Source organism: Pseudomonas ceruminis, from assembly GCF_021602025.1.
Lineage (GTDB): Bacteria > Pseudomonadota > Gammaproteobacteria > Pseudomonadales > Pseudomonadaceae > Aquipseudomonas > Aquipseudomonas ceruminis.
In genome coordinates this window covers 265,502-279,636 of sequence record NZ_BQHW01000003.1, presented here as the reverse complement: position 1 = coordinate 279,636, position 14,135 = coordinate 265,502, and the positions used below count along the sequence as shown (strand labels likewise).

General features: G+C 61.6%; 11 protein-coding genes. 5 read left to right on the top strand and 6 right to left on the bottom strand.

Annotated features, from left to right (window positions below):
• Positions 1-279: 279 nt before the first annotated feature.
• Complete coding sequence (locus L6D80_RS05435) at positions 280-507, top strand: hypothetical protein (protein WP_024717704.1); 228 nt, start codon at positions 280-282, stop codon at positions 505-507.
• Positions 508-613: 106 nt separating this feature from the next.
• Here the strand turns inward: L6D80_RS05435 and L6D80_RS05430 are convergent, their stop codons facing one another.
• The 5 genes from L6D80_RS05430 to L6D80_RS05410 form a co-directional block, all read right to left on the bottom strand.
• Positions 614-1,096, bottom strand: coding sequence for a copper chaperone PCu(A)C (locus tag L6D80_RS05430; protein WP_054901499.1), 483 nt, complete (start codon positions 1,094-1,096; stop codon positions 614-616).
• Positions 1,097-1,705, bottom strand: coding sequence for an SCO family protein (locus tag L6D80_RS05425; protein WP_054901498.1), 609 nt, complete (start codon positions 1,703-1,705; stop codon positions 1,097-1,099).
• A gap of 200 nt (positions 1,706-1,905) precedes the next feature.
• Entirely contained in the window at positions 1,906-2,490 is a 585-nt protein-coding gene (nfuA, locus tag L6D80_RS05420; protein WP_054901497.1) for a Fe-S biogenesis protein NfuA, read from the bottom strand.
• 58 nt (positions 2,491-2,548) lie between these two features.
• Positions 2,549-3,583: an acyltransferase family protein gene (locus L6D80_RS05415; RefSeq protein ID WP_176512868.1), complete on the bottom strand. Its 1,035-nt coding sequence runs from the start codon at positions 3,581-3,583 to the stop codon at positions 2,549-2,551.
• 142 nt (positions 3,584-3,725) lie between these two features.
• Positions 3,726-6,026, bottom strand: a complete 2,301-nt coding sequence (locus tag L6D80_RS05410) for a fatty acid cis/trans isomerase (RefSeq protein WP_176512867.1) — start codon at positions 6,024-6,026, stop codon at positions 3,726-3,728.
• Between the two features lie 165 nt (positions 6,027-6,191).
• Between L6D80_RS05410 and metH the strand changes: the two genes are divergently transcribed.
• Together metH and L6D80_RS05400 are read left to right on the top strand one after the other, a co-directional pair.
• Positions 6,192-9,899: a methionine synthase gene (gene metH, locus L6D80_RS05405; protein ID WP_054901495.1), complete on the top strand. Its 3,708-nt coding sequence runs from the start codon at positions 6,192-6,194 to the stop codon at positions 9,897-9,899.
• Positions 9,900-10,134: 235 nt separating this feature from the next.
• Positions 10,135-10,353, top strand: a complete 219-nt coding sequence (locus L6D80_RS05400) for a DUF2970 domain-containing protein (RefSeq protein ID WP_054901494.1) — start codon at positions 10,135-10,137, stop codon at positions 10,351-10,353.
• Positions 10,354-10,674: 321 nt separating this feature from the next.
• Here the strand turns inward: L6D80_RS05400 and L6D80_RS05395 are convergent, their stop codons facing one another.
• Entirely contained in the window at positions 10,675-11,751 is a 1,077-nt protein-coding gene (locus L6D80_RS05395; protein WP_054901493.1) for an ABC transporter substrate-binding protein, read from the bottom strand.
• 212 nt (positions 11,752-11,963) lie between these two features.
• Between L6D80_RS05395 and L6D80_RS05390 the strand changes: the two genes are divergently transcribed.
• A complete protein-coding gene (locus L6D80_RS05390) occupies positions 11,964-13,616 on the top strand; it encodes a nitrite/sulfite reductase (RefSeq protein WP_054901492.1) in 1,653 nt (550 codons plus the stop codon).
• Positions 13,600-14,094, top strand: coding sequence for a DUF934 domain-containing protein (locus L6D80_RS05385; protein ID WP_054901491.1), 495 nt, complete (start codon positions 13,600-13,602; stop codon positions 14,092-14,094). The genes L6D80_RS05390 and L6D80_RS05385 overlap by 17 nt, the downstream gene beginning before the upstream one ends.
• The last annotated feature ends 41 nt before the right edge of the window (positions 14,095-14,135 follow it).

The window sequence follows — 14,135 nt, the reverse complement described above, 5'->3', positions numbered from 1 at the left end:
AACCTAGGAATACTCCTACAGTCAGTAGGCTTTTGAATGCAGATGCTGCCCCAACTGCCAAACAGCGCAGCAGAGCGCTTTTATTCAGGCATATCAAATGCCGTGCTTCATCGCGTACGCACTGAACCACCAGCAACGATAATCATGCCGTTTATAAGTAACGAGTTTTTACAGCGTTGCCAGAGCGAGTCTTTGCCACGACCTCAGCGCGTTTTGCCAGGGGAGTAGAAGCCCACCAACCCTCTGCTACACTGACAAGGCTGAATGGAGGATCCTGCCATGTCCGAAAGAGAGCTCACCACCCTCCTGTCGCTGATGAACCAGCGCCAGGCCTGCCTGAACAGTGCCTGCAAGGAGATTGCCGACTGGATCGACCGGCAGGGCGATGTGCCCGCCGCAGGCAAGATCCGCGCAAGCCTGAAGGCGCTGGAGGCCGATGAGGCCCAGGTTCGAAAGACTCTGACGTCGCTGACACTCGACAGGCCGCTGCCCAAGTTTCGCAGCTGACTGAAGCAGCGACCGGCGCGGGAGCGGGCTTGCAGGCGAAGGCGGCAACGCGATTAAGCGGTTCGCGGGGCAAGCCCGCTCCCACAGGCCGCCCCGTTCAAACTTATCAGTGCTTCATGTGCATGTGGTCATGCCCACCGCCAGCCTCGGCGTTGAGCGGACGCACTTCGGCCTGCACGTCGAGGGTTTCCTTGGCCCCCTTGGCATCCTCGATGGTCAGGGTCAGTGGCACTTTCTCGCCTTCCTTCACCTGATTGTTCAGGCCCATCAACATTACATGCAGGCCATTGGGGTCCAGGGTCACGGCCTTGCCGGCTGGCAACTCGACAGCCTTCACCTCACGCATGCCCATCACGTCGCCGTTCATGGTCATCTCGTGCACCTGCACGGTCTTGGCCACGGGCGAAGCCACGCTCACCAGCTTGCTGTCGCTGCTGGCGGTCAAGGTCATGAAGGCACCGGTGGACTGCTGGTGCGGCACGCTGGCACGAACCCAGGCATCACTCACTGTGGTCTGGGCCAGGGCCGGCAGGGCCAGGCCCATCAGTGCCAGGGCAGCCAGGCCGCGTTTGATCGGTTGCATCGACATTCAGCAGATCTCCATCAGGGTGACCAGGTCTTCGGCGCATTCCTTGGCGTTCAGGGAATGGCCCAGGCTCAGGCGCAGGGTGCCACGTGTGTCGTAGACGTAGCTGGTGGAAGAATGAGAGATGGTATAGGTGTCACCGGCCGGAACCTTCTCGTAGAACACCTTGAACTCCTTGGCGACCTCGGCGATTTCCTCCGGGGTGCCAGTCAGCGCAGTGAACGACGGGTCGAAGGCCTTGACATAGGCGTCGAGCACTTCGGGGGTGTCGCGCTCCGGGTCCAGGGTGATGAACACCACCTGGAACAGTTGGCGATCGCGGCCTTTGAGCAGGTTCTTGATTTGCACCGCCCGCGCCAAGGTGATCGGGCAGACCGCCGGGCATTGGGTGAAACCGAAGAAGATCATCGGCATGCTGCCGTAGAAGCTGGACAGGGTGACGTCGTTGCCCTTGGTATCCTTCAGGCGGAACTTGCGCCCGAGGATCTCGTTGCTCATGTTCTTGCCGTACTTGAACTCAAGCCCCCGTGCCGGGTTGCAACCCGCCAACAGGCCGAGCCCGAGAACGCCCATCCCAGCGACAACTGCGCGCCGGGTCAACAGATCATTCATGGAACCATCCTTTACAGGGAAGGTGCCGGCCCTCGGGACGGGCCGGCCGAAAAACCGGGGCATTCTGGCATGACACCTCGAGGGCTTCTACCCGACGAAGGCGGTGATGGCCTGCAGCCCTTTAAACACGGGCTGCGGCCTGTTGTCGCAGGGGTTGAATCCGTAACAGATTGTTGCTAGATGTGCGCCACGACACCGGATCAGTAGTAGGCGTTTTCCTTCTGGGTGTGGTCGGTAACGTCACGCACGCCCTTGAGTTCCGGAATACGCTCGAGCAGGGTGCGCTCGATACCGTCTTTCAGGGTAACGTCGGCCTGGCCGCAGCCCTGGCAACCGCCACCGAACTGCAGCACGGCAATGCCGTCGTCAACCACATCCACCAGGCTCACCTGACCACCGTGGCTGGCCAGCCCCGGGTTGATCTCGGTCTGCAGGTAGTAGTTGATGCGCTCGTTGATCGGGCTGTCTTCATTGACCATCGGCACCTTGGCATTCGGCGCCTTGATGGTCAGCTGGCCGCCCATACGGTCGGTGGCGTAATCGACCAGCGCATCTTCCAGAAACGGCACGCTGACGGCGTCGAGGTAGGCGGTAAAGCTCTTCAGACCCACGGCGGTGTCGTCAGGCTTCTCTTCGCCCGGCTTGCAATAGGCAATGCACGTCTCGGCGTACTGGGTGCCCGGCTGGGTGATGAAAATGCGAATGCCGATGCCAGGCGTGTTCTGCTTGGAAAGCAGATCAGCCAGGTAATCATGGGCGGCGTCGGTAATGGTTATAGCGCTCATGGAAGTTCCTCACAGACTTGCGGCCAAGTGTACGCCAACCTGGCCTGTGAACAAAGTCCTAGTATTTAACTCGGGAAAGCGCAAATGCCGGGCTTTGCTGCCGTGGTTGCGCCAGCCATGCCTGCATCCGCCGGTACAGGCCACGCTCCAGCCATTGGTAGCTGAACCACGACATTAGTCCAATGGACGGCACGCACAGGGCGAATACCAGGTAGGGATTCAGGTGCAGGCGCTCGCTGGCGAACCAGCCCGCATACAGCACCAGCACGTGAATCAGGTACACCGAGTAGGAGCAGTCACCCAGTGCCTTGAGCACACGGTTGCCCTGGAAGTACGGTTCCAGGGCGATGAATGCCAGCACCACCAGCGCGCTCGGCACGCCCCAGTGCAGCAGGCGTTGTGACGCATCGAGGTGGTAGATCGCATACCCCGCAGCGACCAGCACCACCAGTGGCAGCCACAACCCCTCGCGCACCAGGCCACGCCGATACAGCACACCAAGGCCGATACCCAACAGAAACTCGTAGATGATGCCGTTGTTGTAGAAGTGGCTGAGCACCCCCAGGCGGCCAAGCACCTCGCTGACCAGCAGCAACGCCGCCGTCACCAGCAGCAGGTGGTGGCGCTGGCGAACCAGAAAGGCCAGGCCGAACAGCAGGTAGAAAAACATCTCGAAGTTAAGCGTCCAACCCACGTTCAGGGTGGGGTACAAGCCATAACCCCCAGGGTTTTGCGCCGGGATGAAAAGCATCGACAGCAACAGGTGGCGCCAGGCGAACTCCTGGTGCGGCATCCACTGACTGAACGCCAGCAGCACCACCGCCATGAGTGCCGTGTAGAACCAGTAGGCGGGGATGATACGCAGCGCCCGATTGAGCAGGAACTGCCGCGGTTCGATGGGCTTGTCGCGGGTCGACAGGTAGATCACCAACCCACTGATGACGAAAAAGATGTCCACGCCCACCGCGCCCCGGTCGGCGAGCAACTGGCCAATGGGGCCGGTGGCATGGAAGTCGAAGAAGATCTGCATGAAATGGTGGCAGACCACCACCCAGGCGGCGAACGCCCGCAGTGCCTGAAGCGAATACAGCATGTAATACCCTGCGATTGCCGGTGCATTGAGGCCTTGGCGAACGCGGTGCGTTCGATCGCCGAAAGCGGCGATGGGCTGCAAGCAGCCCCGGACCACCCAACCTTTCTGACCGCAGTCGTATCGGAAAGGTCAGGCCAACCGATCAGAGGTTCTCGTAGCGGTTCATGTCCAGCACGCCGGCCTCCACCGGTTCGGTCTCCTTGATGTAGGTGTTCAGGTCATGGAAGTAGTGCCAGAACTGCGGGTGGCTGCGGCGCACGCCCCACCGCATGACGATACGCTCGAACCTGGCCGCATCGTCGCGTGCATACTCCATGTCCTCGACAAACTCCGGCACGTCGCTGGCAGGGATGTTGAAGATGAAGTTCGGGTAACTGCTGAGCACCCCGGGGTACAAAGTCAAGGTGTCCAGGCCCGGCTGGTAGCGGTAGGCTTCGCCGAGCAGGAAGGCGACGTTGCTGTGGGCACGGTTGCGCAACAGGCTGTAGACCTGGCGTTGGCCACCCTGCCCTTCGATACGCAGCAGGGTTGCCTCTGGCAATTGGTTGATCACTTTCAGCCCGGCAGCCGGACGGGACACCAGACGGCTGAGCGATTGCTCGACGTTACGGAACTCTTCACTCATCTGGGGCCGTGAGCAGTATGCGCCCTGGCAGCGGTTGATCGGGTCGGGTGCGGCATTCAGGCTGCCGGTGCGCTGTACCAGCTTGAGGCCGAAATCGCGCTTGGGGTTGCGCGGGTCGAGCTTGATACCGCTTGGGGTATCGGTGTCGATGTCTTCATAGTCCAGCCACATCTTCACCTTGCCGCTGTTCTGGTACCAGTCGCTGAGGATCGCGCCACGCTGGTCGGCCGGCATCAGGCGCAGGAAGTTGACCTCGGCACCATTGCGAATCAGGTCGAAGTACAGGCGAGTCTGCAACTGGTGCGAGACGTTGCCGAACACATCGAAATTGACCGCCAGCTGGTAGTAGGTGCGCTCGAACAGCGGATAGTCGAACAGCCACATTGTCAGCGGCACGTCGCCGATCAGGCCTTTGGTTACAGACGCACTGTCGAAGTGGCGGAAAATGCTCAGCAACGCATTGTCATTGCCGGCCCACAAGCTCGACCAGCCCGGCGCGGGCATTTGCGCATAGGCTTCACGGCGCAGCTTCTCGTATTCGTTACGTTTGTCGCGGTAGGCATGCCAGAGGGTGAGCACACTGCCCACATCGTCGATCTGCCCCGGCATGGCCAGCAGCGGGGTGGCCTGGCCACGGTATTCGGCATCGGTGATGTAACGGTCGTGGGCCGGCTCCTGGAACAGCGCCCAGAAGTTGTCACGGATCACGTCGGTGGCGATCTGGCCACGGCACACCGGGCCGCGGATGAAGGTGCGGACGAAGTATTCGGCGTTGTCGAGCATGAACTGGTAGCGCGCCACCGCCGGGATCGCCTCGAAGGTTTCGAACGGGTTGGCCCGATGACGCGGGCCATAACCTGGCAATGCGGTGGCATGCCAGTCGCCAGCGTAGAACAGCTGCTTCACGCGCTTGAGTTTTTGGGGCCCCATTGGGTAGGTGATGTGGGTCTTGTGAACGATCACGCCCTGCACCGGGATCAAGCGGTAGTAGAAGTCGGTGCCTGGCGGGTCGTTGGGGCGACGGGTGGCGATCAGGTCCACCGGCTGGCCACTGGGCGTGCGCGAGCGCACCCACTGGAAGAAGTGGCCCTGCTCGCCGCCGACAAAGTAAATGTGCGCCAGGAACAGGTGCTCGTACAGCCACCGGCCCACCAACGCTTCGGTGGAGCCCGGGCGGTTGAGCAACTCTTCCCAATCAGCGATCTGCCTGGCCTCTACCGGGCTCGGCGTGATCGCTTGATACTCGACCGGCGCACCCGCGGCCAGCCAGCGCTGCAGCGTCTGGTATTCCGGGTCGGTTAGCCCAGTGACCGCCAACGGCATGCCCTCCTTAGGGTGCGCGCCGGCATAGGCGTCGAACTCATGGGGCAACGGGCACATATTGTTGCGATTCAGGCCCAGGACAATTTCGTCCGGCAGCTTTGCGTTGGGGGTCAGCGGCGTCTTGTGCCCCAGCTCCAGCATCCGCGCCATCAGCGCGGCCTGGCTGCCCTGGTTGTCGAGCACTGAGTAGAAACCCTTCTTGCGCCACTCACCTTCGCTGTGAGCGTCGTAGAACAGCCGTGTGGTGGGCACTGCCTGGCTCCGTTCACCCTGGTACACCGGTACCTTGGTCGCGCCGCGCACCGCGCCTTCCGGGCTTTCCAGCTTCAATTGGCAGGCAGCATCGTTGCAGGCATGGCAGGCCACGCATTTCTCTGTGAGGATCGGTTGAATATCCCGAGTGTAGGAGATTGCCGGGCTTGATTGGGGGGCTTGCCCGAACGCCGCGCCGCTGATGAGCAGGGCGAAGGCGACGACAAGAATACGCTGCACCATGTGCCGAAAGTCCTGGGTTCTGAAAGCTATCACGATTGCCTGGTCGTTCTTGGGTGCTTTGGGCTCAACATGAACGAAATTCATGCAATTGGCTGATGCGCCTAAAAACCGCGCAGCTTTGATATGATTCCGCACCTTCTGATTTCGCCCGACCAGGTAGTTCCTATGTCCGACCGCAGCGCTCGTCTCCAAGCACTCCAGCACGCACTCAATGAGCGCATTCTGATCCTCGACGGCGGTATGGGTACTATGATCCAAAGTTATCGCCTCGAGGAACACGACTATCGTGGCACGCGTTTCGCCGATTGGCCAAGCGACGTGAAGGGCAACAACGATTTGCTGCTGCTCAGCCGCCCCGATGTCATCGCTGCCATCGAGAAAGCCTACCTGGATGCCGGCGCCGATATTCTCGAAACCAACACCTTCAACGCCACGCAGATTTCCCAGGCCGACTACGGCATGGAGTCGCTGGTTTACGAACTGAACGTCGAGGGCGCACGCATCGCCCGCCAGGTGGCCGATGCCAAGACCCTGGAGACCCCGGACAAGCCGCGCTTCGTTGCCGGTGTGCTCGGCCCGACCAGCCGTACCTGCTCGATTTCCCCGGACGTCAACGACCCTGGCTACCGCAACGTTACCTTCGACGAGCTGGTGGAGAACTACATCGAAGCCACCCGCGGGCTGATCGAGGGCGGCGCCGACCTGATCCTGATCGAGACCATCTTCGACACCCTCAATGCCAAGGCGGCGATCTTCGCCGTGCAGCAGGTGTTCGAGGACGACGGCATCGAACTGCCGATCATGATCTCCGGTACCATCACCGACGCCTCGGGCCGTACCCTGTCGGGCCAGACCACCGAAGCGTTCTGGAACTCGGTGCGCCATGCCAAGCCGATTTCCGTAGGCCTGAACTGCGCACTGGGCGCCAAGGACCTGCGCCCGTACCTCGAAGAACTGTCGACCAAGGCCGACACCCATGTTTCAGCCCACCCCAACGCCGGCCTGCCGAACGCCTTCGGCGAGTACGACGAAACCCCGGCCGAGATGGCTGCCGTGGTCGAAGAGTTTGCTGCCAGCGGCTTCCTCAACATCATCGGTGGTTGCTGCGGCACCACCCCAGGGCACATCCAGGCCATCGCCGAAGCCGTGGCCAAGTACAAGCCACGCAAGATTCCGCAGATCGCCAAAGCCTGCCGGCTGTCGGGCCTTGAGCCGTTCACCATCGATCGCCAGTCGCTGTTCGTCAACGTCGGCGAGCGCACCAACATCACCGGCTCCGCCAAATTCGCCCGCCTGATCCGCGAAGAGAACTACACCGAGGCCCTGGAAGTCGCCCTGCAGCAGGTCGAAGCCGGCGCCCAGGTAATTGACATCAACATGGACGAAGGGATGCTCGACTCCCAGGCTGCCATGGTGCGCTTCCTCAACATGATCGCCGGCGAGCCCGACATTTCCCGCGTGCCGATCATGATCGACTCCTCCAAATGGGAAGTGATCGAGGCCGGCCTCAAATGCATCCAGGGCAAGGGCATCGTCAACTCGATCTCCATGAAGGAAGGCGTCGAGCAGTTCAAGCACCACGCCCGCCTGTGCAAGCGCTACGGCGCTGCGGTGGTGGTGATGGCCTTCGATGAAGTCGGCCAGGCCGACACGGCCGCCCGCAAGAAGGAAATCTGCCAGCGCAGCTACGACATCCTGGTCAACGAAGTGGGCTTCCCGCCGGAAGACATCATCTTCGACCCGAACATCTTCGCCGTTGCCACCGGCATCGAAGAACACAACAACTACGCCGTCGACTTCATTGAGGCCTGTGCCTACATCCGTGACCACCTGCCCCATGCCCTGAGCTCGGGCGGGGTGTCCAACGTGTCGTTCTCGTTCCGCGGCAACAACCCGGTACGCGAAGCGATCCACTCGGTGTTCCTGTTCCACGCCATCCGCAACGGCCTGACCATGGGTATCGTCAACGCCGGCCAGCTGGAGATTTACGACGAGATTCCAGCCGACCTGCGCGAAAAGGTCGAAGACGTCGTGCTCAACCGCACGCCGGAAGGCACCGACGCCTTGCTGGCCATCGCCGATGACTACAAAGGCGGCGGCGCCACCAAGGAAGTCGAGAACGAAGCCTGGCGCTCGCTGCCCGTTGGCAAGCGCCTGGAACATGCCCTGGTCAAGGGCATCACCGCGCACATCGTCGAGGACACCGAGGAATGCCGCCAACAGTGCGCTCGCCCAATCGAGGTCATTGAAGGGCCATTGATGAGCGGCATGAACGTGGTCGGCGACCTGTTCGGTGCCGGCAAGATGTTCCTGCCCCAGGTGGTCAAGTCGGCGCGGGTGATGAAACAGGCCGTGGCCCACCTGATCCCCTTCATCGAAGCTGAGAAAGGTGACAAGCCTGAAGCCAAAGGCAAGATCCTGATGGCCACGGTCAAGGGTGACGTGCACGACATCGGCAAGAACATCGTCGGCGTGGTGCTCGGCTGTAACGGTTACGACATCGTCGACCTCGGCGTGATGGTGCCGGCGGAGAAAATCCTGCAAACCGCCCGCGACGAGAAATGCGACATCATCGGCCTCTCCGGCCTGATTACCCCGTCGCTGGACGAAATGGTCCACGTTGCCCGTGAAATGCAGCGCCAGGGCTTCGAGCTGCCACTGATGATCGGTGGCGCCACCACATCCAAGGCGCACACCGCCGTGAAGATCGAGCCCAAGTACAGCAACGATGCCGTCATCTACGTTACCGACGCCTCGCGCGCCGTGGGCGTGGCCACCCAACTGCTGTCCAGGGAGCTCAAGCCAGGTTTCGTGGAAAAGACCCGCCAGGAATACGTCGAAGTACGTGAACGCACCGCCAACCGCAGTGCCCGCACCGAACGCCTGAGCTATGCCCAGGCAGTGGCGGCCAAGCCGAAATACGACTGGGCCGGCTACCAGCCGGCGGTGCCCACCTTTACCGGTGTCAAGGTGCTGGAAGACATCGACCTGCGTACCCTGGCTGAGTACATCGACTGGACCCCGTTCTTCATCTCCTGGGACCTGGCCGGCAAGTTCCCACGCATCCTCACCGACGAAGTGGTCGGCGAAGCGGCCACTTCGCTATACAAGGATGCCCGGGAGATGCTCGACAAGCTGATCGACGAGAAGTTGATCAGCGCCCGCGCGGTGTTCGGTTTCTGGCCCGCGAACCAGGTGGCCGACGACGACATCGAAGTCTATGGTGACGATGGCCAGCCGCTGGCCACCCTGCACCACCTGCGCCAGCAGACCATCAAGCCCGACGGCAAGCCAAACTTCTCCCTGGCTGACTTTGTCGCGCCGAAAAGCAGCGGCGTAACCGACTATGTGGGCGGTTTCATCACCACCGCAGGCATCGGTGCCGAGGAAGTGGCCAAGGCGTACCAGGACAAAGGCGACGACTACAGCTCGATCATGGTCAAGGCCCTGGCCGATCGCCTAGCTGAGGCCTGCGCCGAATGGCTGCATGAACAGGTACGTAAAGAGCACTGGGGTTACGCCCGCGACGAGCACCTGGACAACGAGGCGCTGATCAAGGAGCAGTACAGCGGCATCCGTCCCGCCCCTGGCTACCCGGCCTGCCCGGACCACACCGAAAAGGCCACGCTGTTCCGCCTGCTCGATGGCACTGCGATTGGTGAAACCGGGGCCAGCGGCGTGTTCCTGACCGAGCACTTCGCCATGTTCCCAGCGGCAGCGGTCAGCGGTTGGTACTTCGCGCACCCGCAAGCGCAGTACTTTGCGGTGGGCAAGGTCGACAAGGACCAGATCGACAGCTACAGCGCGCGCAAAGGCCAGGAGGTCGGTGTGAGTGAACGCTGGTTGGCGCCGAACCTGGGTTACGACAGCTGAGCCCGCCCCGGCCTCATCCTCGGCGCCCACAGCCCCCAAGGTTGGATCAGTGTCCAACTTCTTGGGGGCAGTCCACCCTTGTGGGAGCGGGCGTGCCCGCGAATACCGGCCAAGCCGGTGCCAACCACCGCGTTAACTCCAGGTTCCAGTCCCTCTGAAGGCACAAGCGGGCAATGGTGCCGGCGCTTTCACCTACAATGTCCCTGATTGCCTCTGATACAGCTCAGGAGCCACCATGGACGACTCAAGCCAAGGCAAGCCCCCTACGTTGTGGCAAATGCTGCACAGCATCCTCGCCGCCGCCTTCGGTGTGCAAAGCGGCAAGAACCGCGCGCGCGATTTCACCCACGGCAAAGCCAGCCACTTCATCGTGCTGGGCACGTTGTTCACCCTGGTTTTCATTCTGGTGCTGATAGGCCTTGTACAACTGGCCATGCACCTGACCGCCCGCTAAAACGCGAACCGCCCACGCAAGTCCATTGCGCGGGCGGCCTGGTTGCATCACGGTCTTGTCACGAAGGTTACTGGTGGCTGACCCAATACACGGCAGTGACCACCACCAGGACGATCAGGCACAGTATCGCCCAGGCATCAACACTGCTGTCAGCCTTGCGGACCTTGGTTGAGTTTCCCATTGCATTGCCTCTTGTAGTGGTTATGGGAATGCACTTCACACCCAGCAGTTAAGACGAGCACCGCCCAGCTCTCAAGCGGGCGCCCCGCACAATCGACGAATGACGCCTGATACCCAAGATGAGCGCACGCTGGTTGGTCTTCAGTACGCCATGGGGGACGTCAGGAACGGGTATTGATAATCGGCTGGGCGCCCTTCGGCGCTGTAGGGCTGGAAGTGAACGCCATGCCCGTCTTGTTCGAGCAGCTTCAGCCAGCGCCGGGCCTTGGCCTGGTCGATCAACTGCAGGGCTGGCACGGTGTGCTCGCGCTGGCCATCACGGTTGATCTCGAGCCCCAGAGCGTCGTCATGCAGCATGACCATCGCCCAGCCCCCCAAGCTGAAGTGGCCGCCCATCAATACACCCAGGCGTCCGTCGATACGCGCACGCAAGGCTTCGGGGGAGCTGTTGATCGCGCTGAACACCACATCACGCCCCGGCTTGCGCCCGGCGGCCTCGAACGCCTGCATGGCACCGAAGGCCATTTCGTCGTTGGCCGACCACACCAACTGAGTATGCGGATAACGCTCAAGCAGTACCTGCGCCTGTTCGAAAGCACGCTGACGGCTCCAGCCACCGTAAACCACCTGGCGCAAACGCACCTGAGGAAAGTCGGCCAGGGCCCGGCGCATGCCCGCCTCGCGCAGCTGCGAAGCCGGCGTGGTCTTGACCCCGGCGAACGCCACCAAGTCCACCGGGCCATCGCTGCGCGGCAGCAACGCAACCATCTGGTGCAGCATCTGGTAACCGGCCTGCTCATCGTTGGTGGTCAGCGCACCCAGCACCGGGGCATACTTTTCAGGATGCGCCTGGACGCTCTGCGCCTGGCTGGCGGTCAAACCGTTGTTGACCAAAAACAACTTGACCCCCGTGCCCTGGGACAAACGGATGATCTCCGGGGCTACATACTGCTCGTTGACCAGCACCAAATAATCTGGACGTTGCGGGCCGTCGAGCACTGCCCGTGCCTGGGTCAGTGCCAACCCGGCGTTGCGTTCGCTGTACGCCACCTGCAGGGTCATACCCAAGTCGTCGGCGGCCGCCTGCATGAAGCGCGAATAACTCGCCCAGAATGCCTCATTGGGCAACCCAGGGTTTAGGAAAACCACTGAAGCGGCATGTGCGCCAGCTGCCAGCGGCAGGCTCAGGCACAAGCTTTGGCAAAGCGCCTTGAGCATGCGGTTACACCCCTTGCAACAAACACGCGAGTATAAACACATGGCACCGAATGACGAACAAATGCCAGTCAGTCTCACTTAGTCCGTTTGGTTCTTTTCATATGCAAAAACATCACTTTAGCGCATAAACGCAACCTGATATCGTTCCCCGGCTCCGAACCGGAGTGCGCGGCCGTGCGCGCGAATAGCTGCATGCCTGAGACAGGACTTTTATGTACGTATACGACGAGTACGATCAGCGGATCATCGAGGACCGCGTCAAGCAGTTCCGTGATCAGACCCGCCGCTACCTGGCCGGTGAGCTGAGCGAAGAAGAATTCCGCCCTCTGCGCCTGCAGAACGGCCTGTATATCCAACGTTTCGCGCCGATGCTGCGCGTCGCCGTGCCCTATGGCCAGCTGAACGCCCGCCAGGTCCGCACACTGGCCAAGATCGCTCGCGACTACGACAAGGGCTACGCCCACATTTCCACCCGTCAGAACGTGCAGTACAACTGGCCGGCGCTGGAAGACATCCCGGACATCCTTGCCGAGCTGGCCACCGTGCAAATGCACGCGATTCAGACCAGCGGCAACTGCCTGCGCAACACCACTACCGACCAGTTCGCGGGCGTTGCCGCAGACGAAATCATCGACCCGCGCCCCTGGTGCGAGATCGTTCGCCAGTGGACCACGTTCCACCCAGAATTCGCCTACCTGCCACGCAAGTTCAAAATCGCCATCAACGGCTCCAAGGAAGACCGTGCCGCCATCGAAGTGCACGACATCGGCCTGGAGCCTGTGCGCAACGCGGCCGGTGAACTGGGCTTCCGTGTACTGGTCGGCGGTGGCCTGGGCCGTACCCCAGTGGTCGGTTCGTTCATCAATGAATTCCTGCCGTGGCAGGACCTGATCAGCTACCTCGATGCCATCCTGCGCGTGTACAACCGTTACGGTCGCCGTGACAACAAGTACAAGGCGCGGATCAAGATCCTGGTCAAGGCACTGACGCCGGAAGTGTTCGCCGAAAAGGTCGAGGCCGAAATGGTCCACCTGCGTGGCGGCAGCTCCACCCTGACCGAAGAAGAACTGCAGCGCGTTTCGCGCCACTTCGTCGACCCGGCCTACCTGCCCCTGGACAATGTCGACTACAGTGCCCAGGACGCTGAAAACCCGGGCTTCGCCCGTTGGCGCTCGCGCAACACCCGCGCCCACAAACGCCCAGGCTATGTGGCCGTGACCCTGTCGCTCAAGCCCACCGGCGTTGCCCCTGGCGACCTGACCGACAAGCAACTGGACGCCGTTGCCGACCTGGCCGAGCGCTACAGTTTCGGTTTCCTGCGGACCTCGCACGAGCAGAACATCATCCTCGCGGACGTCGAGCAACGCCAATTGCACGCGCTGTGGCTGGAGCTGCGCGAGAGTGGCTTCGCCACACCGAACATCGGCCTGCTGACCGATATCATCTGCTGCCCGGGCGGTGACTACTGCTCGCTGGCCAACGCCAAGTCGATCCCGATCGCCGAATCCATCCAGCGCCGTTTCGACGACCTGGACTACCTGTTCGACATTGGCGAGCTCGACCTGAACATCTCCGGCTGCATGAACGCCTGCGGCCACCACCACGTCGGCCATATCGGCATCCTCGGCGTGGACAAGAAGGGCGAAGAGTTCTACCAGGTGTCACTGGGCGGCAATGCCGCGCGCGACGCAAGCCTGGGCAAGATTCTCGGCCCGTCCTTCGCCCAGGATGACATGGCCGATGTGATCGAGAAGCTGATCGCCGTGTACGTGGAACAACGTACCGAGGAAGAACGTTTCATCGATACCTACCAGCGTATCGGCATCGACCCCTTCAAGGAACGCGTCTATGCAGCGAATCATTAAGAACAACCAGATCGTCGACGAGACCTGGCACCTGCTGCCCAAGGAAACCACGCTCGACGAACTGACCAACTGCGATGACTACATCGTCCCGCTGCAACTGTGGCGCGACCATGCCCATGTACTCAAGGCCCGCGACGGCGGCCTGGGCGTGTGGCTGGACAGCGATGAACAGGCCGAAGAAATCGGCGAAGACGTGCAGCACTTCCAGGTCATCGCCCTTAACTTCCCGGCGTTCACCGACGGGCGCAGTTACTCCAATGCGCGCCTGCTGCGCGACCGCTACAAGTTCAAGGGCGAGCTGCGGGCCATTGGCGACGTACTGCGCGACCAGCTGTTCTTCATGGCCCGTTGCGGCTTCGATGCGTTCGCCATCCGCGCCGACAAGAACCCTGAAGATGCGCTGCAAGGCTTGAAGGACTTCTCGGTGACCTACCAGGCTGCCACTGACGAACCACTGCCGCTGTTCCGCCGCCGCTGATCGTCACCCGCCATGGCCCACGTCGCTGGGCCATGGCCTTC

Bases quoted from the DNA above. Each gene is read 5' to 3' on its own strand.
- L6D80_RS05410 (WP_176512867.1), bottom strand. From the start codon at position 6,026: ATGGTGCAGCGTATTCTTGTCGTCGCCTTCGCCCTGCTCATCAGCGGC.
- L6D80_RS05435 (WP_024717704.1), top strand. From the start codon at position 280: ATGTCCGAAAGAGAGCTCACCACCCTCCTGTCGCTGATGAACCAGCGC.
- nfuA (WP_054901497.1), bottom strand. From the start codon at position 2,490: ATGAGCGCTATAACCATTACCGACGCCGCCCATGATTACCTGGCTGAT.
- L6D80_RS05400 (WP_054901494.1), top strand. From the start codon at position 10,135: ATGGACGACTCAAGCCAAGGCAAGCCCCCTACGTTGTGGCAAATGCTG.
- L6D80_RS05390 (WP_054901492.1), top strand. From the start codon at position 11,964: ATGTACGTATACGACGAGTACGATCAGCGGATCATCGAGGACCGCGTC.
- L6D80_RS05395 (WP_054901493.1), bottom strand. From the start codon at position 11,751: ATGCTCAAGGCGCTTTGCCAAAGCTTGTGCCTGAGCCTGCCGCTGGCA.
- metH (WP_054901495.1), top strand. From the start codon at position 6,192: ATGTCCGACCGCAGCGCTCGTCTCCAAGCACTCCAGCACGCACTCAAT.
- L6D80_RS05425 (WP_054901498.1), bottom strand. From the start codon at position 1,705: ATGAATGATCTGTTGACCCGGCGCGCAGTTGTCGCTGGGATGGGCGTT.
- L6D80_RS05415 (WP_176512868.1), bottom strand. From the start codon at position 3,583: ATGCTGTATTCGCTTCAGGCACTGCGGGCGTTCGCCGCCTGGGTGGTG.
- L6D80_RS05430 (WP_054901499.1), bottom strand. From the start codon at position 1,096: ATGTCGATGCAACCGATCAAACGCGGCCTGGCTGCCCTGGCACTGATG.
- L6D80_RS05385 (WP_054901491.1), top strand. From the start codon at position 13,600: ATGCAGCGAATCATTAAGAACAACCAGATCGTCGACGAGACCTGGCAC.